The organism is Pseudogemmobacter sp. W21_MBD1_M6 (assembly GCF_052119585.1).
GTDB lineage: Bacteria > Pseudomonadota > Alphaproteobacteria > Rhodobacterales > Rhodobacteraceae > JBGQOJ01.
On the sequence record NZ_JBGQOJ010000008.1, the window covers coordinates 125,085 to 145,572 of the forward strand.

Here is a 20,488-nt window from a genome sequence, read left to right on the forward strand (position 1 = left end):
ATGTTTCTGGTTCCCCTCGCGTTTTTCGGATTTTTGATCTTCGGGATGCCAGTGGGGTTTGCTATAGGTGTTGCCGGTATGATCGGTATCCTGGACATGGGGCCACGGTTCATGACCATGGCACCGGACCGGATTTTCGCGGGTCTTGACCTGTTCCCGTTCCTTGCGATGCCGTTTTTCATTCTGGCAGGCGAGATCATGAACCGCTCCGGGATCACGCTTGGTCTGGTCAAGCTGGCGGATTCACTCGTCGGATGGCTGCGGGGCGGGATGGCCCATTCGAATATGGTCGCCTCTGTCCTGTTCGCCGGCATCACCGGCTCTGCCACGGCGGATGCCGCGGCCTTCGGAAACACCTTGGTGCCCGCGATGGAAAAGGCCGGGTATTCACGGGCCTATGCCTGCGCTGTCACTGCCGCAGGCTCGATCATCGGGCCAACCATCCCGCCATCGACCCTGATGATTATCTATGGGTCGATCATGGGGGTGTCGATCGCGGGCCTCTTTGCCGCGGGCATTCTGCCGGGACTTCTGATTTGTCTGATTTGCATGGCGGTCATCGCCCTGACCGCCCGTCGCAAGGGGCTGCCAAAAGGCGAGGGCCGCCCAAGCATTCGCAGCGTCTATCTGGCCCTTCGCGAAGGTATTCTTGCTGCACTGCTGCCGGTCTTCATCCTTGGCTCGATCATCGGTGGGTTCGCGACACCGACCGAGGCGGCTGCGATCGCGGTTGCTTACGCGCTGTTCGTCGGCGGGGTGATCTATCGTGCACTGTCATGGCAGGACCTTTACGAGATCGCGGTGCGAACCACGCGAATAACGGGCATAATTTTTCTTATCATCGCGGCCGCGTCCATTCTTGGGTGGTGGATGACCTTCAACAGGGTTCCGCAGATGATTGCAGAGGGATTACTTTCGATCTCGAGCAATCCCAACGTGATCATCGGGTTGATCCTGATCCTGCTGTTGCTGATCGGTCTGGTGATGGACATCAACGCGACGCTGATCATTCTTGCGCCGGTCCTGGCCCCTTTGACTGTCGAGATCGGGATGGACCCGGTTCATGCAGGGATCATGATCATTCTTGCGCTCAATATCTCACTTATGACGCCCCCGGTCGGGGCCTGTCTATTCGTGCTGGCATCGGTCACCGGCGAAAAAGTCGAGGCGATCACCAAGGAGCTCTGGCCCTTTATCATTGCAGAAGTCCTGATCCTGGTGGTCATCGCCTTCTGGCCCGCTCTCACCCTCTTTATCCCTCGTCTGCTCGGGTTCTGAGCAGACGCAACACACGACCAACAGGAAAGGACACTCAATGTCATTTATAAAAACCGTAACGCTGGGGCTTGCCATCGCCTGCCTCTCTGCACAGGCCCATGCGGCTGACGTCACAATCCGTCTGGCCCACCTGAATCCCGATGATCCGTTCAAAAGCCATTCGGGGGCCATGGCGGCCGTCTTCAAATCGCTTGTGGAATCCAATTCCAACGGCGCGATCGAAGTTCAGCTTTTCGCCAACGGCCAGCTTGGCAAAGATAACGAAGTCATCGATCAGGTGCGCTCGGGGCTTGTTGAAAGCACGATCTCGTCGTCCGGCGGCATTGCCCAGCACTACCCGCTTGTCGGCGTTTTCGACATTCCCTTCGCGTTTCCAAATATCGGCGTCGCAAGCCGCGTGATGACCATGGACAGCTCGTTCGGGAAGAAATTTGTCACGGATCTGGAATCCAAGACCGAATTGAAGGTGCTGGGTCTGCTCGACTCCGGCGGTTTCTTCGCCTTCTCGAACTCGAAAAAACCGATCACCAGTGTCGTGGACATGGAAGGGTTGCGCATTCGCACCATGACCCTTCCGACCCATGAGGCGATCGTGTCCTCGCTTGGCGGACAGCCAACGCCGCTGCCATGGGCCGAAGTCTATACCGCGCTGCAAACCGGCGTCGCCGACGGCCAGATGAACCCCATTCCGGTCATTGCCTTTGCAAAATTCGACGAGGTCCAGAAATACCTTTCGATCACCAACCACGTGATCACACCCTACGTCTGGACAATGAACGAGGATTTCTATGCCGGGCTAAGCGACGAGCACAAGAACCTGATCAACTGGGCGTCCGAGGTTGCAACGGAATCGGGCCGCGCCATGAGCCGCGTCATCGAGGCATCGGACAGCGGGTTGCCAGCGCTGGCCGCCAAGATGGAAGTGAACGTCGTTCCGCCGGCAGAGCAGGCCAAGTTCGCCGAGATCGCCCAGCCTGCGGTGCGGTCTTTGATCGAAGAACAGTATGGGGCCGAAGGCACAGACATGCTTGATGCGCTTCTCTCCTCAATCGAAGAAGAAAAAAAGGCTTTCTAAGCCCTTGCCCCCGGACGGACCCGTCTGTCCGGGGGCGCTTTGCTGAAAAGACCATCGCGGAATTCCAGAGGATAAAATGAAAATAGAAATGACACCGACCGACAATGCAGCGCTCGGTTTTACATTGGTGCTGAACGCACTTGCCGACAAGAGCATGCCCTGGACGCCCTCACAGGACCATATCCTGAACGACTCCGACTTTGAGACCGCAAAGGCGACAATCTCGTCCTGGCCGGGCTATGCGCCCACGCCACTGGTTCCGCTGCCCAGCCTTGCTGCCGAGGCGGGGGTGGCTTCGCTTTACTACAAAGACGAAGGCGGACGTTTCGGTCTTGGAAGTTTCAAGGCCCTGGGCGGCGCCTATGCCGTTGCACGGCTGCTGCAACGCGAACTCGAGGCGCGCCTTGGCACGCCTGTTTCAATGGATGACATCGTTTCCAGGGCCTATCCGGAAGAGACATCCAAAATCACCGTTTGCTGTGCAACCGATGGCAACCATGGTCGCTCCGTCGCCTGGGGCGCGCAGACATTCGGGTGCCGGTGCGTGATTTTCATTCATGCCACGGTGTCCGAAGGCCGAAAGGCCGCGATTGAAGCCTACGGGGCCGAGGTCCGGCGCTGCGCCGGCAACTATGACGACAGCGTCCGCGTCGCCCAATCGGTTGCAACGGAAGAAGGCTGGTTCGTGGTCTCTGATACCTCCTATCCGGGCTACATGGAAATTCCGAAAGACGTGATGCAGGGCTATGAATTGATGGGGGCAGAGGCCTTTGATCAGTTGGACCTGCCGCCCACGCATATTTTTCTTCAAACCGGCGTTGGCGGCATGGCCGCTGCGGTCGCGGCACAGGCCAAACGCCGCTGGGGTGATGCGCGCCCGACGATTGTTCTTGCCGACCCGGAACTGTCCGCCTGCTGGATGGAAAGCTTCGTTGCCGGCGAGCCGACCGCCGTCGAAGGCGATCTGGACACATTGATGGCCGGTCTTGCATGTGGCGAAGTGTCGGCGCTGGCATGGGAAATCCTGAAGGACCACGGCGACGCGGTGATGGCTTTGCCCGATGAGGCCGCGATCGAAATGATGCGGCGTCTTGCGCATCCGGTCGGCACAGATCGCCCGATCGTCGCCGGCGAGTCTGCGGTTGCAGGTCTGGCCGGACTGATGGCTGCCTCCGCCAGTGATGAGGCGCGCAAAGCTCTTGGACTGGGACCGGACTCGCGCGTGCTGGTCTTCGGAAGCGAGGGCGACACCGATCCGGGACTGTATAAAAAGCTTGTCGGAATGGATGCGGCAACCGTCCTGAAAGCGGTCGCATGACCCGGCCCGAGATTTCAGCAAACCGGCTTATGGCGCGCATAAAACGTCTGGGCGAGGTCGGTGCCCTGTCGGGCGGTGGCGTCTGCCGTCTGGCCTTGACCGACGAAGACAAGCAGGGGCGCGACCTATTGGTGTCCTGGATGCAGGAGTTGGGGCTGAAGGTTTCCATCGATGTCATCGGGAATATCTGGGGGACCCGCGAGGCCGAACAGGGCGGTCCTCCGATCATGATGGGGTCCCACATCGACACCGTTGCAACGGGCGGTCTTTATGACGGCGCGGCAGGTGTGCTTGTCGGGCTGGAAGTCATCGACGCCTTGAACGCCGCGGGGATAAAGACAGTTCGCCCTGTCGCGGTCGCGGCCTTCACGAACGAGGAGGGCGCGCGGTTCGCGCCCGACATGATGGGCTCGGGCGTGCATCAGGGGGCGCTGGATCTGGACATGATGCTGGCGACGGTTGCCACTGACGGTGACGCCGTTTTCGGCGAGGAATTGAACCGGATTGGCTATGCCGGTCCTGTGCCTGCGGCCTCGATGACGCCCGCCGCCTATCTTGAACTGCACGTCGAACAGGGCCCCGTTCTGGAGCAGGAGCGCATTCAGATCGGTGCCGTCACCGGCGTGCAGGGGATTTCCTGGACCGAATACGTCATCGAGGGCCAGTCAAACCACGCCGGCACAACCCCGATGTCGATGCGGCATGACGCTGGCGCCGTCGCAGCGGAAATCGCCGTCGAAGCGCGCAGAATTGCCGTGGATTTCGGGCCGCCCCAGGTCTCGACCGTTGGTGTCTTCGAGGTGTCGCCGGGTCTTGTGAACGTCGTTCCGCAGTTTGCCCGGATCACGGTGGACCTTCGAAACACCGACGACACGCTTTTGATCAAGGCCGAGCAGCAGTTGATGGCCAGGGCCAAGGCGGCGGCGGATGCCGAAGGCTGCACCCTGAAAACACGAAGCCTTGCTCGCTTTGCGCCAGTCGCGTTTGACGAAACTCTTGTGGCAAAGGTCGAAGCTGCGGCCGCCGCGCGCCAGCTCAGTGTCAGGCGTATGCCATCGGGCGCGGGCCACGACGCCCAGATGTTTGCGCCGAACTGCCCGTCAGCCATGGTTTTTGTCCCGTCCGAAGCGGGTCTTAGCCACAATATCAATGAACACACCGAAGAGGCCGATCTCGTTGCCGGGGCGAACGTCCTGCTGGATGTCATCCTCGATCTAGCAGGAGAATCCAAATGAGCCGGAAATTCATAGTCGCTGGCGCACAACTCGGCCCGATCGCGCGCGAGGAGTCGCGGTCCTCGGCCGTCGCCCGGATGATTGACCTGATGCAACAGGCCAAAGACCGTGGCGCACGTCTGGTGGTGTTTCCCGAATTGGCGCTGACGACATTCTTTCCGCGCTGGTTCATGGAGGACCGGTCAGAGATCAACCATTGGTTCGAAACCGAAATGCCATCGAAGGAAACCCTGCCCCTGTTCGAAGCGGCAAAGAGGCTTGGGATCGGGTTCCATCTGGGGTACGCCGAACTTACCGCGGACGGGCATTACTACAACACCGCGATTGTCGTGGACCCGTCCGGCGCGATCATCGGAAAATACCGCAAGATCCACCTGCCGGGCCATCGAGAGAACGAAACATGGCGCCCTTTCCAGCATCTGGAGAAGCGGTACTTTGAAAAGGGCGACTACGGATTTCCCGTCTTCGACGGTTTTGGCGGAAAGATGGGCATGTGCATCTGCAATGATCGCCGCTGGCCGGAAACCTGGCGTGTCTTGGGGCTGAATGACGCGGAACTGGTCGTTCTGGGCTACAACACGCCATTTCACTATCCGCCCGCGCCCGAACATGACCATCTTCAGTATTTCCATAATGAACTGTCGGTTCAGGCAGGGTGCTACCAGAACGGCCTCTGGGCTGTCGCGGTCGCCAAGGCGGGCAAAGAGGAAGGCTGCGATCTGATCGGTGGCAGCATGATCGTGGCGCCGACGGGCGAGATTCTGGCAAAGGCCTCGACGGTCGAGGACGAGGTCATAACGGCAATGGTCGATTTGGACCGGTGCGGCGAAATACGGAGAAATATTTTCAATTTCTCTGTGCACCGGCAACCCGAGGACTACGCAGTGATCACAGCGTAACAAGCTGCCGCCGGTTGCGTGACCGGCGGCATAATTTCAGGTCATAAGATACCCGGATTGACTGTGAACGTAGGCTTCGGGAGTGCAACCAGCTTGGACGAAATCGCATGAAATACCCATGTAAGAAATTGAGTCAGCGCCCAACGATCGCGGGCAGAAATTGTCGGTCGTTCGGTGTACGCTAAACCGGTATGGATCGGGTTTGAGGATTAATGAGTCTGGTGACGAGTACCTGCCTTTGGGGCTGCGCAAGGCCTGAAGGAAACACGGGCCCGTCCACACTTTCAATGACATTTCTTGTGGCGACGTTAAATTCCGTATAGTTTGAAGCAGTTCGGAACCAAAGCGAACGACTCGATCTGACTGGCGAAGATTCGATGATTACCAGCCACGCAGTCCACTTGCAGCATTTGCGGACTATGAAAATAACACCGCAATTGCGCCAGGCAATTGGCTTCCTTCAATTCAACAATTGTGCGCTTGCGGCATTCTTGACGATTCAGGCGTCGTCAAATCCGTATTTAAAAATTGTGACCATTGGTGACCCGCCGACTGCGGCTACCCGCACCGGCGTGACTGCAGGCAACGGGGTGCCCAACCAGCCACGCGATGCGCCCCTCGGCGTTGCCGGACAAAATTCCGCTGCCTCCGGCTGGCGTGAAACAGAAGAAAACATGGCTTCTCCCGCTGCCGGACTTTATGAACATGTCCAGCGTCAGATTGACATTTCTATCCGCGATCCGCGTCAGAAAGCGATTGCCTATTTTCTGACCGAAGCACTCGAGCCGAGCGGCTGGCTGGGAAGGCCGCTGACTAAAATTGCGGATAAGGCGGGATGTTCCATTGAGGAGGCAGAAGCCGTCCTTTCCACTTTGCAAGGCTTCGAACCGACAGGGATTTTCGCGCGATCCCTTGCCGAATGCCTTCGATTGCAGGCGGCTGAAGAGGGTATTCTGTCCGACATTCTGGCGCTTGTGCTCGATAATCTGGAAATGGTTGGGCAGGGCGACATCGACCGTCTTGCGCGGCTCGGAAAAACAACCCCCGACGCAATTATGACTCAGGTGAAGGCGATAAGACGGTTGAATCCGAAGCCGGGCGCAGCGTTTGACAGCACGCCGAATGCTATTCGGCCACCGGATCTTGTTGCCCGCAAGGTTGATGGCGCCTGGCAGGTCGAGCTCAATCGGTCGAACCTGCCGGCATTGATTGTGCGAGATCAGATCAGCCCCGATACCCTGGACGCCGTAGACGCCGCGCAAAAAGACAATCTGCTGGCCGAAGCGCACTGGCTGGAAAGAGCGGTTGCCCGCCGGAATGTCACGACGCTGACCGTCTCCGCTGAAATTGTACGACGGCAAACCGGGTTCCTTGCGGATGGCGCGTCGCGTTTGGTTCCCATGTCGATCGCCGACATTGCAGGCGCCGTCGGCGTCCATTCCAGCACGGTCAGTCGCGTCACGTCAGGCCTAATGATGGCGACGCCCCGCGGAACGGTCACGCTGCGCGATTTTTTCAGTGTTGGATTGCCAAGCGAAAAAGGTCCTGACCGCGTATCCGCAGCCGCTGTGCGGGACGAAATCCGGCGCATGATCGACAACGAAGACTCCGACAACCCGATTTCGGACGAGGCGCTTGCCGCACATTTCAGTGATCAGGGGATAAGTATCGCGCGCAGGACGGTAGCCAAATACCGTGATATGGGGGGGATACTGGGATCGGCCTCGCGCAAGCGACGCGCACGTCTTGTAAAGGGCAAGGGCTCCGCCTGATATAGATCAGTCGTCCGGCCCTGAAATGCGTGTAATATTGGCCGTAGGCGCGTGCGATCCGCGCAAGCCGGCAAGCGCGCCCGGCGCACTTAATCCTCTGCGGACGCAATTAGCTGATTAGATGGGGATTTTTTGGCGCATTTCTAAGAACCCTGCGTTGGCACGATATGTGCATGTAGTCTGGTAACCGTTGAGGAGAACGGGATGCCGCAGCGTCAAAGCTTCGGAAAACTATAGGGAGTAGAAAAAATGAAGACATTACAGAAAGTCTTGATGGCGTCTGCGATGGCCCTCTGCATTGCCTCGCCCGCCGCACAGGCCTCTGAGTTGGTCGTAGGCTTCACGCTTGATGCGGACACACTGGACCCTGCGAACCACCGTAAACGGGAAACCGAAACCATTATTCGCAACATGTACGACGGAATTCTGACCCGCGACCCCGATATGAAGGTCGTGCCGGAAATTGCCGAGTCCTTTGTTCAGGTTTCGCCGACGGTCTATGACTTCAAGATCCGTTCGGGCATTAAGTTCCACGACGGCTCTGAATTGACCGCCGAAGACGTCAAGTTCACGCTTGACCGCCTGACGGTCGAGGGTGCGATGGGCGACGGCCAGACCAGCCCGCGCAAGAGCTTGCTTGGCCCGATCGCGTCCGTCGAGGTTGTGAACGGCGATACGGTACGCATCAATCAGAGCGAGCCATGGCCAATCCTGCCCGCGATGCTTCCGTTTCAGGAAGTCGTTTCCAAGGCGTTTGTCGAAAAAGTCGGGTCTGCCGGCATGTCGACCGAGGTCAACGGCACCGGCCCGTTCAAGCTGGTCGAATGGCGCAAGGGCGACGCGATCATCATGGAGCGTTTCGACGACTACTATGGCGGAGCAACTGCCATACCGCCAGTGGGCAAGGCCTGCGTCGACCGCGTTGTGTTCAAGGTCATTCCAGAAAGCGCATCTCGCGTAGCCGCGCTTCTGGCCGGTGACGTGGATATCATCAACGATCTGCCGACCTTCTCAATTGCTCAGGTCAAGAACAACCCTGGCACGGACGTGATGACTGTAAATGGCACGCGCAGCTTTTTCATCGCGATGAATATGCAGGGCGAGATTTTTGACGATTTGAAAGTGCGTCAGGCCGCGGCGCATGCAATAGACAAGAACCTGATCATCGAAAAAATCCTTGATGGCAATGCCGCTCCGATCGACGGCATTCTGTCTCCGGATGCGTTCGGGTCAAGCGAGCTTCCTGCTTATGAATACGACCTCGAAAAAGCCAAGGCTTTGCTGGCCGAAGCGGGTTATCCAGACGGCATTGATGTGACTATGGATGTAGAGGGTGCTTTCAAGGACACAGCTGAGGCTGTTGCATCGTTGCTTACAAAGGCAGGTATACGTACCAAGGTTGCCGTAGGCGAAGGCGCACAACTCTCTTCCAAGTGGCGCACCAAGGGCGAGCCCAAGACCGGCGACATGTACTTCTCAAGCTGGGGCAACGGGTCGCTTGATCCCTATGACATCTTCACACCGACACACCGCACCAACGACCGCGGCAACTCGGCCGGTTATTCAAACCCGAAACTGGATGAATTACTGGATGCCGCCGCGATCGAACTCGATAACTCAAAGCGTGACGCAATGTACCGTGAAGCCGAGTTGATGATCAACGCAGACGAGCCTTACGTCTACCTTTGGGTTCCAAAAGACATCTACGGTGTGTCCAAACGCCTGTCTGGTTGGAAGCCAAGCGCCGACAGCCGTATCAACCTGCACGACGCGTGCGTTGACTAAACTTGAAATGATCGGGGAGTAACAGGCATGAGCCTTGGAAAGCTTTTGGAGCGCCTTCTTCATCTCGTGCCCGTTCTTCTGGGTGTCAGTGTCATCGTCTTCGTGATGATGGCGCTGACACCCGGGGACCCGGTGCAGATCATGATCGGCGATCAGGCCGTGACCGCAGAGCAAGAAGCGGCGCTGCGTCACGACTTGGGGCTTGACCGCCCGATTCACGAACGGTTTCTCGTTTTTCTCGGAAATGCAGTGCAGGGTGATTTCGGCACAAGTTTCTATCACCGGCGCCCGGTCGGCGAGGTGATCGCAGAGCGTCTGCCTGCCACGATCGAACTCAGCCTTGTGGCGTTGATCGTGGCATTGGTCACGTCGATCCCGCTGGGGGTCATGGCGGCGATAAAAAAGAACTCTGTACTCGACCGTCTGGCCACAGTCGGCTCTTTGCTGGGGGTCTCGTTGCCCGGCTTCTGGTTCGGTATCCTGCTGCTGATGCTGTTCGCCGTGCACCTGCAAGTCCTGCCGGTTTCCGGGCGGATCGGCTATTCCAGCGAAATCGAACCGATTACCCATTTCCTTCTGATCGACACGCTCCTGCGTGGTGAGTTTGGGGCATTTGTTGATGCTTTGAAACATATCCTGCTGCCCGCCATCACGCTTGGCTTGCCGATGACCGCGATCTTGATGCGGGTCACGCGTGCGTCGATGCTGGAAGTATTGCGTCAGGACTATGTGACATTCGCCGAGGCCAAGGGCCTTAGTCGTCGCCGTGTCCTGTTTCGCCATGCCCTGAAAAATGCGCTGATCCCTACCGTTACGGTCGCGGCCATCGAAACCGGTTCGCTTCTGGGGGGCAACATGATCGTCGAGACCGTGTTCGGCTGGCCCGGGCTGGGGCGGCTGGTGGTCGAGAGCATCTTCCTGCGAAACTACCCGCTCGTTCAGGCTGCGGTGCTGTTCTACGCGGTCACTTATGTGCTGCTGAATTTCGTGGCGGACATGCTGTACACATTCCTGAATCCGAGGGTGAAGCTATGACCATGAGTGTCGATACTCCGCAAGAGCAGGTGGAATCCATTTTCCGACGTAACCTTGCCACCTTCGCGCAAAACGGTCTGGCGATGGGCAGTGCAATTGTCGTCCTGCTGTTTGTCATCATGGCGATCTTTGCGCCGTGGATCGCACCGCATGATCCGGCCGAAACGGATCTCTTTCTACGCCTGCAACCGCCTGCCTGGGCGGAAGGGGGCGATTGGAGCTATGTTCTGGGCTGCGATGCCTTGGGCAGGGATATCCTGTCGCGGATCATCTACGGCACCAGGATTTCGATCTTCATCGGCGCTTCGGTCATTCTGGTGGCAACAACCGTAGGTATTCTGGCGGGTCTTGCTTCGGGTTATCTGCGCGGATGGGTCGATGTCGTGATTTCCCGCATCGTCGATATCCTCTTGGGGTTCCCCTATCTCATCTTCGCGATCGGCCTGATGGCCATGATGGGGCCGGGCCTTGTGAACATTATCCTTGCGTTGGCCTACAAGGAGTGGGTGATCCCCTGTCGCGTTGTGCGGGGCGAGACGCTGGCGACCAGTCAGTTGGAATATGTCGAGGCAGCCCGCGCGCTGGGAGCATCGGACAGGCACATCATGCTCAAGGAAATCCTGCCCAACATCTTGTCGCCGGTTGTCGTGGTTTCGACGATCCGAATGGCGCATGTCATCATTCTGGAGGCGAGCCTGTCCTTCCTCGGGCTGGGCGTGCAGCCGCCGACCTCGTCGTGGGGGTCGATGGTCGCCGACGGGCGCGCCTTTATTCTAGACGCGTGGTGGGTTTCGACCTTTCCGGGGCTTGCAATTCTTTTGCTGGTTCTTGCCATCAACGTCGCCAGCCAGGGCCTGCGCGATGCCTTTGATCCGAGGTTCGCAGAATGACCGATACATTACTGGAAGTGCGCGGGCTGCGTACCGTTTTTGAAACGCGCGCCGGAACTGTCTACGCAGTTGATGGTGTCGATGTGGACGTCCGCCGCGGCGAATGTCTGGGAATTGTCGGCGAATCCGGCTCCGGCAAAAGCGTCACCTTCAACTCAGTCATGGGGCTGGTGCGCTCTCCGGGCCGGATCGACGCCGGTGACATTATCTTTGACGGGCGCAACCTGCGGACCCTGTCAGCGGCGCAGATGCGCGCGGTGCGTGGCAAGGAAATTGCCATGACGATGCAAGATGCCCTGACCGCGCTGAACCCGGCCCTGACCGTCGGTGAACAGATCGGAGAAGTGCTGATCGCGCATGACGAAACTCTGCCAGCCAGAGGCCGTGCACGGGCGCAGATGGTGCGCGACAAATCGGTTGAAATGCTCGGCCTGGTCGGAATTTCGTCGGCCGTAAGCCGGTTGCGCCAGTATCCGCACGAATTTTCCGGCGGCATGCGCCAGCGGATCATGATCGCTATCGCTCTGGCCTGTCGGCCGCAGTTGCTGATCGCCGACGAGCCGACAACCGCACTGGATGTGACGATACAGGCGCAGGTTCTGGAATTGATCACCGATATCAGGTCAAAACTTGGCATGAGCGTGGTTCTGATCACCCACGATCTGGGTGTCGTTGCCGAACATTGTGACCGGATGATGGTCATGTATGCCGGTCAGGTCGTCGAGGAGGGGCCGACCCGGCAGATCATTTCTAACCCGCGCCACCCATATACCCGCGGGTTGCTCGCTTCCATACCGCGCATAGCGATGCGCGGTCAGCCGATCCAGCCGATCCAGGGGCAGGTGCCTGACCTGATTAACCTGCCGCCCCAATGCCGGTTCTATTCCCGCTGCGCCTTTCGCTCGGACGCCTGTCTGAAGCCGATAGCAATGGACGACATCGGACCGGAGCGCCGGGTGCGCTGTATCCGCACCGAGGAGGAGCTCGTATGACATCGCCGTTGTTGAAAGTCGAAAACCTGTCGAAATACTATTACGGTAGCAGGAGTCTGGCAGAACGCCTGACCGGCGTGCCCGAAACCGTGGTTCGCGCGGTCAATCACGTCGATCTGACCATCGGGCGGGGCGAGATCCTTGGCCTGATCGGGGAAAGCGGCTGCGGCAAGTCCACGCTGGGACGCGCCATCCTGCGCCTGCATGAACCGACAAGCGGCCGGATCACATTCGATGGCGTGGATGTGACCGCACTGGGCCCGGAGGCCATGAAGACCATGCGCCGGCGCATGCAGATCATCTTTCAGGATCCCTACGCCTCGCTGAACCCGCGGCGCACGGTGGCCGAAACGGTCGGCCTGCCGCTCAAATTGCACAATCTCGCCGCGAATCCCGAAGAGGTGCGCAGCAAGGTCAGCGCCATGATCGAACGTGTCGGCCTGAAAGCGAACCAGTTGGACCGCTATCCGCACCAGTTTTCCGGCGGTCAGCGGCAACGCATAGGCATCGCACGGGCGCTGGTCTCGAACCCGGAATTCATCGTCTGCGACGAACCGGTTTCTGCGCTGGACGTGTCCATTCAGGCGCAGATCATCAAGCTGCTGCTGGAACTGAAGAACGAGATGGGTCTGACCTATCTGTTTATCTCGCACGATATTTCGGTGATCGGCTATCTCGCCGACCGGGTGGCGGTGATGTATCTGGGCGAGATCGTCGAGATGGGCCCGGTCGATTCCGTACTGTCGCGCCCGCGTCATCCCTACACTCAAAGCCTTATGTCTGCGGTGCCCGACATCGATGATTCCGGCCCCAAGGCGAGGGTCAGACTTGTCGGAGATCTGCCATCGCCGCTGAACCCGCCGTCGGGCTGCAAATTCCACACCCGCTGCCCGCTTGCCGTGGAGAAGTGCAAGATCAGCGTGCCGCAAATCGAGTCCGTCGGGACGGGTCATATGGCGTCCTGCCATCGGCTGGGTGAAAACCTGTCGCTGCTCGAAGAGAAGGCTTCGTGATGCTGTTGCGGATGTCGGGTGGAACACCGCTGGAGTACTCCGGTTCGGCGGAGAAACGCGGGCAGGCACAGGCCGCAAACGCGTACGTGGCAGATATTGCTGAAATGCGCGCAGCCACGATCGGTCGCGTTGCTACAGCACGTGCGGATGGTGTGATAGATGCGGTCGCCGAACGATACCTTTCCGACCAATACGCATTTACGCAGGCCAACGACCCGCATTCTATGGCCGAGATCAGGGGGATCGCCGAAGGGCTTGATCTGTCCGAACTGGATCTTTTTGCGCATCTGCACCTCGGAACCCTGCGCGACCTGAAATCAGGTGCGCGTCTTGACAGTGACGGGTGTAGTGCCTGGGCCGTCAGCGACGGTCCCGAAGGCCCGATGGTGGTCAAGAACCGCGACCTGTCCGGCCCGCACAAGGGCGTTCAGACCGTGGCCCGTCACAGCGGGCCGGATATTACGACCGGAACGATGCTGTGCGTCGGAAGTTTAGGTAGCCTCGGCGCCTATTCCAGCGGGATGAATGCCAAGGGGCTGGCGCTGGCTGATACGCAGGTGGCGGTGGCCACGCACCGGGTCGGCTGGTTGCGGTATTTCCTGATGACCCGACTGCTGGCGACATGCGCGTCGGTTGCGGAAGCTTGTGCGTTTATCAAAGTTGCAAGGCACGCAGGCGGCGGCACATTGGTTCTGGCAGATGCTTCGGGCGATACGGCTGTGGTCGAACTCGGCGCCACGGGTGCCGTGATCCGCACTGGTCCGGTTGTCTGGCGCACCAACCATTTCGTGACGCCGGAACTGGCTGCGGATACTCTGTATCCCGAGGGCGACAGCATCGCGGAAAATTCCCGCGCTCGCTTTGCGTGTCTGGAACGCAACCTGCCAGTTCATTCCTGGCGCGCCGAGGATGCCGCGCGCCTGATGGCGACCCATGTCACAGACGCCCGCCCCGTCGCCGCCCCGCTTTGCCAGCACCCGGCGACAGACGCATGCCAGACGCTTTCATCTGTAGTCTATTCGTGTAGAGTAGGCAGTCTGATTGTCAGTGACGGTAATCCCTGCGCCGGAAAGTGGCGGGCCTATCAAGTCCTTGCCTAAGTCAGGGAGGCGACAATGGTAGAGGAAATGGCAGACTACAAAGACGAAATGGTGGGCAGCCACCCAAGCATGCAGGCCCTGAAGAAACTGATTGAACGCGTCTCTAAAAGCCCGACGCGGACGATTCTGATCTATGGGGAAACCGGAACCGGCAAAGGGCTGGTTGCGCGTATGATCCACCGGGCTTCGGCCAGGGCCTCGAAAGAATTCGTCGACATCAACTGCGCCGCCATTCCGGCCAGCCTACTGGAGTCCGAACTTTTCGGACACGAGAGGGGTGCCTTTACCGGAGCCGTGGAACGCAAGCTCGGTCTGATCGAGGCCGCCAACCACGGCACGGTCTTTCTCGACGAGATTCGCGAGATGGACCCGGTGCTGCAGGTCAAGCTGCTGAGCCTGCTGGACACCCACCAGTTTCGCCGCGTCGGCAGCGTAAAAAACAACTCTGTCGACGTGCGTTTCATTGCGGCTACCAACAAGATTCTGCTGTCCGAAGTTGAGTCGGGCCACTTTCGCGAAGACCTTTACTACCGGCTTCAAGTCGTATCCCTGAACCTGCCACCCCTGCGGGAACGTGGTGATGATGTATTGGCAATGTCCGATTTTTTCATCAAGAAATACAACGCCGTATATAGTCGCAATGTTCAAGGTCTTGCACCGGAAACCGAGCAGATTTTCCTGAAATATCCGTGGCCCGGGAATGTCCGAGAACTCGAAAACCTTCTGGAGCGGATTTTTATTCTTGAGGACGACAATACGGTTCTTCCAAAACATCTGCCGGATCGCATCCTGCGCACTGTGAGGTCGGGTCTGACGACCGTGCCTAGCCGGTTGATGCCGGAGACCGTGCCGGAGGAAGGCCTGCAGGAGGCGACCGCCAATTTCCAGCGCGTTATGATTGCAAATGCGCTCTCGGCGAACGAGGACAATATTCAGAGCACGGCCGCCGCACTGAAAATCAGCCGTCACGCGCTGCGTCACCAGATGATCAAGCTTGGCATGTAGTTAGCGTGAAAAACCAGCGCCCGTGCGTGAAATGCGCGACAGGGCAGCAAAGTCTCCATTCTTTCCATAATTAAACTTAATAAAATCATAGAGTAAGCAATCTCTTTTTAAATGGCACGATTTTTGCATGTAAGCGGGTAGGTTCACACTTAACTGCGAGGCAGTCATGTCATCTTTGAAGATCATTTGTCCAAACGGGCATCTCGGGTTCGCGCCCCTCAAAACGGGTAGTTTTCATATCGGTGTCGATGCCGCCCCAGATTATATCGCGGCCGATTCTGGCAGCGACGATATTGGTCCGGTGCCTTTGGGAAGCGATACTTGTGCCAGCCCAAAGGCATGGCAACGACATGACCTGGAGGAGATGCTGCTGGCCTCGCGGAAGATCGGCGTGCCGATGATGATCGGTTCAGCTGGCGACACCGGCACCAACAGCCGTGTCGACATGTATGTCGAGATGATCCGCGAAATTGCGGCAGAGCACAAATTGCCGCCGTTCAAGATCGGCTGGTTCTATTCCGAGGTGAGCAAGGAATACGTGCTTAACAAGATCCTCTCAGGATCGGCGGTCACGGGGCTCGACGCCCGCGCCGACTTGACCGAGGAAGAACTCGACGCCACCTCGCGCATTGTTGCCATGGCCGGCGTTCATCCGTTTGTAAAGCTTCTGGAGGAAGGCTGTGACGTGATTATCGGCGGACGGTCTTCGGACAGCGCGATTTTCGCCGCGGCCGCCCTGCATCGCGGTTACCCCGAAGCGCAATCGTATTATTTGGGTAAGGTGCTTGAATGCGCCTCTTTTTGCGCCGAACCCTATGGCGCGAAGGAAACTGTTCTGGGCGAGATTACCAACGACATGGTGGAAGTCACTGCCATGAACCCCGGTCAGCGCTGCACTATTGCTTCCGTTGCGGGGCACGCGATGTATGAACGCTCGAACCCGTTTCACGAATTTGTCGCCGGCGGTATGCTGGATATGACCAATTGCCATTACGAGCAGCAGTCCGAAAAAACCACCCGCGTTACCGGAATGGAATTCGTTCCTGCGGAACAGTTCCGGGTCAAACTGGAAGGCTCGGGCAAGATTGGCGAACGCTTCGTCGGCATGGCCGGCATCCGCGACCCATACACCATTGCCAATGTCGACGCAGTCATCGACTGGGCCCGAGAGCAGGCCAAGGAACGGTTTGGCCCGGATGGCTGGGAACTTCACTATAACGTCTTTGGCCGCAACGGGATCATGGGCGACATGGAACCGCTGAAGGATGCGCCGGTCCACGAACTGATGGTGGTCGTGCAGGGCATTGCGCCAACCGTGGAGATGGCCGAGGAACTGACTATGACAGGAACGCGGCAGTTGTTTTATGCGCGTTTGCCCGACGTCAAGGGAACCGCGGGAGGGGTGTCTTTCATCCTGGAAGAAGTGCTGCACGCCAGCCCCGCTTACCGCTGGACCCTGAACCACACCATGGCGGTCGATGACCCGCTGGAACTGTTTCCAACCCATACCGCCATGATCGGCGCCTGAGGAATAGGACTAGATACTATGAACACGCCCAAGCCGAATACAGTCAAAAAACTCTCGGATCTTGCCAAGACAATCCGCAGCAAGAACGCGGGAACCGACAAGATCACCTTTGACATCATCTTTCGTGAAAACGACACATACCAGCTCGTCAAACGCTCTAAAGCGCTGACACGTGAAAGTGTTTGCAAAGTTCTGAATGTCGATCTGGCGCGCCTGACGGATTTCGTCGAATACGATCCGGCCTATGCCATTAAATTCACCATCTTGCGTGACCGCCCCAGCGGCAGCCCGGGCGACGGTGACATCTTCGGCGCCCAGCAATATGCACCGTTCCTGGACATAGAGATTGATATGACCGCCTGAGGAGCGAGACATGAACAAGCCCCGCCTGTCCGCGAAGGACGCCCCCGACCTGTCGCGCTTTGACTGGGAAGATGCCCTCCGGCTGGAGGATCGACTGACCGAGGACGAGCGCATGTTGCGAGACGCCGCGCGCAAATTCGCGCAGGAGAAGCTGCAGCCCCGCGTAATCAAGGCCTACCGCGACGAGGTCGAGGACCCCGGCGTGTTCCCCGAAATGGGCGAGGCCGGGTTGCTGGGCCTGACCCTGCCAGAGCAATACGGCGGGCTGGGCGCATCCTATGTCACCTATGGTTTGGTCGCGCGGGAAATCGAGCGGGTGGACAGCGGTTATCGGTCGATGATGTCTGTGCAATCCTCGTTGGTGATGTATCCGATCTATGCCTACGGCACCGAAGAGCAGCGGATGAAATATTTGCCGAAGCTGGCATCGGGCGAGTTGATCGGATGTTTTGGCCTGACGGAACCGGATGCCGGCTCGGACCCCGCTGGTATGAAAACCCGCGCGGAAAAGACCGCGGTGGGGTATCGGATCAGCGGCACAAAAATGTGGATTTCCAACGCGCCATTTGCGGATGTGTTTGTCGTCTGGGCCAAGTCCGACGCGCATGGCGGCAAGATTCGCGGCTTTGTTCTGGAAAAGGGCATGGACGGTCTGTCCGCCCCCAAGATCGGCGGCAAGCTGTCGCTGCGCGCCTCGACGACCGGAGAAATCGTGATGCAGGGTGTCGAGGTCGGCGAAGAGGCGTTGTTGCCGAATGTAGAGGGCCTGAAGGGGCCGTTCGGCTGCTTGAACCGGGCGCGTTACGGCATTGCTTGGGGGGTGATGGGCGCAGCCGAGTTCTGTATGCACGCGGCAAGGCAGTACGGGCTGGACCGCAAGCAGTTCAACAAGCCACTGGCCCAGACCCAGCTGTTCCAGAAAAAACTCGCCGATATGCAGACCGAGATCGCGCTTGGGTTGCAGGGTGCTTTGCAAGTGGGGCGCCTGATGGACCAAAGCCGCGCGGCACCGGAAATGATCAGCCTGATGAAGCGCAACAACTGCGGCAAGGCACTGGACATTGCACGGGCCTCGCGCGACATGCACGGCGGCAACGGCATATCGGAAGAGTTTCAGGTCATGCGCCACATGGTCAATTTGGAAACGGTAAACACCTATGAGGGCACGCATGACGTGCATGCCTTGATCCTAGGACGGGCAATCACTGGGTTGCAGGGGTTCTTCTAATGAAACCTCTGGAAGGTCTTCGGGTTCTCGAGTTGGCGCGTATTCTGGCTGGCCCGTGGATTGGCCAGACGCTGGCCGATCTGGGCGCGGATGTGATCAAAGTGGAGGCCCCCGAAGGTGACGATACCCGTCATTGGGGCCCGCCGTTCATCGAGCATGACGGCGATCGGTCGGCGGCTTATTTCCACAGCTGCAACCGTGGCAAAAAATCGGTTACGTTGGACTTCCGAACCGAAGAGGGCAGGGAGGCAGTTCTGGAACTCGTGTCCAGAGCCGATGTTTTGATCGAAAATTTCAAGGTCGGCGGGCTGGCGAAATACGGCCTCGATTACGCCAACCTGTCTTCTATCAATCCGCGTCTGGTCTATTGTTCGATTACCGGCTTCGGCCAGACCGGGCCCTATGCCGAACGGGCAGGGTACGACTTTCTGATACAAGGGATGTCGGGCCTTATGTCGATCACCGGCGAACCCGATCGACCGCCCATGAAAGTCGGCGTGGCGGTGACGGATATATTTACCGGGCTTTACGGGGTCATCGGCATTCAGGCCGCGTTAGCGCAGCGCGCGCTGACCGGTCGAGGCCAGCATATCGACCTGTCCCTGCTGGATTCTGCCACCGCAATTCTGGCCAATCAGGCGATGAACTTTCTTGCCACTGGAACGGTGCCGTGCAGGCTTGGAAACGGCCACCCGAACATCGTTCCCTATCAGGTCTTTCCAGTATCGGACGGCCACATCATCATCGCCACAGGAAACGACCGGCAATATCGCGCCCTCTGCAAAGTGATCGGAAAAGCGAACCTTTCGGATGATTTCCGGTTCAAAACGAACTCGGATCGGGTGGCACATCGTGAGGTTCTTGTGCCCATACTGTCAGAGGCGACATCCGGTTTCGACAAACAGGACTTGCTGTCGAAACTCGACGCGGCGGGCGTGCCTGCCGGCCCCATCAATACAGTAAGGGATATCATCGCTGATCCGCAGATAGTCGCGCGGGGCATGGTGATAGATCCAGGTGGCATTCCCGGCATTCGCAGCCCTTGGGTTTTCTCTGACAGCGAGCTGTCCGTTGAAAATCCCGCACCCGCTTTGGGTGCGAACAATAAGGATTTGCGGGAACTTTGGAAAGTTGCCGCTCGAAATTAGGATTGCGGCAGATCCTGTCCAACGAATGGGAACTAGCTCAATTGTTTTGCGTTCGTTTTGGTTTTATCGAATACATCCGCGACAATAATTTGCTATATATTTTCCCTCGAATTGTTAGTCTGGTAGCAATCGGGGTACATTTCGGCGTTTAGTGCAGTATCCGTGTTCGGATGGCCTGGTCTTGCGGAAGGCGCAGGGTGCGACGGACTCCCGGAGCAGCCCGTTTTGACCGAGGCCCAAGGAGTTATGAATCGTCAGCGCGGGACGCGTGGCTTTGGCCAGATCGAACCGGCCGATCCCCCCGCGCCCGACGAGGAGCTATGCTGGAAAGTTGACGGGGCGGCAAAAAGTCGATTCATTTCCCGCGCTTGACCGTCTATATTTGGGCATGATTACGTTGCGCGCCAGAAGGACCGGTGATTTGTTTGATCGCTGGTCGGAAAGAGAAGCGGCGACTGTGGCTGGATCGTTCTTGGGCGGGGGTGTTCCGGGATTGAATTGCTCCGGTTTCATCGGAGACCATCAACTTAAGTAAGGATGATGGTTATGACAAAAAGCAAAATGGCAAATCGCTACTCGCCTGAGGTCCGCGCGCGTGCGGTGCGGATGGTTTTCGAGCATCAGGGCTCGTATGAAACGCAGGCGGGCGCGATCGCGGCCATTGCACCCAAGATTGGCTGTATTCCCCAAACTCTGCGCGAATGGGTCAAGCAGGCTGAGAAAGACAGTGGCATGCGCGACGGCGTGACCACTGAGGAACGGGACCGGATCAAAGCCCTGGAACGGGAAAACCGGGAGCTGCGCCAGGCGAACGAGATACTCCG

General features: G+C 58.4%; 18 protein-coding genes. All 18 read left to right on the forward strand.

Features of this window, described 5'->3' with window-relative positions:
* A complete protein-coding gene (locus tag ACEN2R_RS10760; RefSeq protein WP_442042083.1) occupies positions 1–1,278 on the forward strand; it encodes a TRAP transporter large permease in 1,278 nt (425 codons plus the stop codon).
* Between the two features lie 37 nt (positions 1,279–1,315).
* Entirely contained in the window at positions 1,316–2,353 is a 1,038-nt protein-coding gene (locus ACEN2R_RS10765; protein WP_442042042.1) for a TRAP transporter substrate-binding protein, read from the forward strand.
* 88 nt (positions 2,354–2,441) lie between these two features.
* Positions 2,442–3,671: a diaminopropionate ammonia-lyase gene (locus ACEN2R_RS10770; RefSeq protein ID WP_442042044.1), complete on the forward strand. Its 1,230-nt coding sequence runs from the start codon at positions 2,442–2,444 to the stop codon at positions 3,669–3,671.
* Positions 3,668–4,906: a Zn-dependent hydrolase gene (locus ACEN2R_RS10775; protein ID WP_442042046.1), complete on the forward strand. Its 1,239-nt coding sequence runs from the start codon at positions 3,668–3,670 to the stop codon at positions 4,904–4,906. Before ACEN2R_RS10770 ends, ACEN2R_RS10775 begins: the two co-directional genes overlap by 4 nt.
* Positions 4,903–5,805 (forward strand): N-carbamoyl-D-amino-acid hydrolase, encoded by a 903-nt coding sequence (locus ACEN2R_RS10780; protein ID WP_442042047.1) that lies wholly within the window; start codon positions 4,903–4,905, stop codon positions 5,803–5,805. Before ACEN2R_RS10775 ends, ACEN2R_RS10780 begins: the two co-directional genes overlap by 4 nt.
* A gap of 419 nt (positions 5,806–6,224) precedes the next feature.
* The gene (rpoN, locus tag ACEN2R_RS10785) at positions 6,225–7,577 is read left to right on the forward strand and encodes an RNA polymerase factor sigma-54 (RefSeq protein ID WP_442042049.1); all 1,353 of its coding nucleotides are present in this window, start codon (positions 6,225–6,227) and stop codon (positions 7,575–7,577) included.
* Positions 7,578–7,826: 249 nt separating this feature from the next.
* A complete protein-coding gene (locus ACEN2R_RS10790) occupies positions 7,827–9,362 on the forward strand; it encodes an ABC transporter substrate-binding protein (protein ID WP_442042051.1) in 1,536 nt (511 codons plus the stop codon).
* Positions 9,363–9,389: 27 nt separating this feature from the next.
* Positions 9,390–10,397, forward strand: a complete 1,008-nt coding sequence (locus ACEN2R_RS10795) for an ABC transporter permease (protein ID WP_442042053.1) — start codon at positions 9,390–9,392, stop codon at positions 10,395–10,397.
* Positions 10,394–11,287, forward strand: a complete 894-nt coding sequence (locus tag ACEN2R_RS10800; RefSeq protein WP_442042055.1) for an ABC transporter permease — start codon at positions 10,394–10,396, stop codon at positions 11,285–11,287. The genes ACEN2R_RS10795 and ACEN2R_RS10800 overlap by 4 nt, the downstream gene beginning before the upstream one ends.
* Entirely contained in the window at positions 11,284–12,279 is a 996-nt protein-coding gene (locus tag ACEN2R_RS10805) for an ABC transporter ATP-binding protein (protein ID WP_442042057.1), read from the forward strand. The genes ACEN2R_RS10800 and ACEN2R_RS10805 overlap by 4 nt, the downstream gene beginning before the upstream one ends.
* The gene (locus ACEN2R_RS10810; RefSeq protein WP_442042059.1) at positions 12,276–13,292 is read left to right on the forward strand and encodes an ABC transporter ATP-binding protein; all 1,017 of its coding nucleotides are present in this window, start codon (positions 12,276–12,278) and stop codon (positions 13,290–13,292) included. Before ACEN2R_RS10805 ends, ACEN2R_RS10810 begins: the two co-directional genes overlap by 4 nt.
* The gene (locus ACEN2R_RS10815) at positions 13,292–14,392 is read left to right on the forward strand and encodes a C45 family autoproteolytic acyltransferase/hydolase (protein ID WP_442042061.1); all 1,101 of its coding nucleotides are present in this window, start codon (positions 13,292–13,294) and stop codon (positions 14,390–14,392) included. Before ACEN2R_RS10810 ends, ACEN2R_RS10815 begins: the two co-directional genes overlap by 1 nt.
* Positions 14,393–14,407: 15 nt before the next feature.
* Positions 14,408–15,397, forward strand: a complete 990-nt coding sequence (locus tag ACEN2R_RS10820) for a sigma-54 interaction domain-containing protein (protein ID WP_442042063.1) — start codon at positions 14,408–14,410, stop codon at positions 15,395–15,397.
* Positions 15,398–15,761: 364 nt separating this feature from the next.
* Positions 15,762–16,925, forward strand: a complete 1,164-nt coding sequence (locus tag ACEN2R_RS10825; RefSeq protein WP_442042065.1) for an acyclic terpene utilization AtuA family protein — start codon at positions 15,762–15,764, stop codon at positions 16,923–16,925.
* An 18-nt stretch (positions 16,926–16,943) separates the two neighbouring features.
* Positions 16,944–17,288: a DUF4387 domain-containing protein gene (locus ACEN2R_RS10830; protein ID WP_442042067.1), complete on the forward strand. Its 345-nt coding sequence runs from the start codon at positions 16,944–16,946 to the stop codon at positions 17,286–17,288.
* Positions 17,289–17,298: 10 nt separating this feature from the next.
* A complete protein-coding gene (locus ACEN2R_RS10835) occupies positions 17,299–18,516 on the forward strand; it encodes an acyl-CoA dehydrogenase (protein WP_442042069.1) in 1,218 nt (405 codons plus the stop codon).
* Complete coding sequence (locus tag ACEN2R_RS10840) at positions 18,516–19,664, forward strand: CaiB/BaiF CoA transferase family protein (protein WP_442042071.1); 1,149 nt, start codon at positions 18,516–18,518, stop codon at positions 19,662–19,664. The genes ACEN2R_RS10835 and ACEN2R_RS10840 overlap by 1 nt, the downstream gene beginning before the upstream one ends.
* A gap of 546 nt (positions 19,665–20,210) precedes the next feature.
* A partial coding sequence (locus ACEN2R_RS10845; RefSeq protein WP_442042073.1) for a transposase occupies positions 20,211–20,488 on the forward strand: 278 nt, incomplete at its 3' end.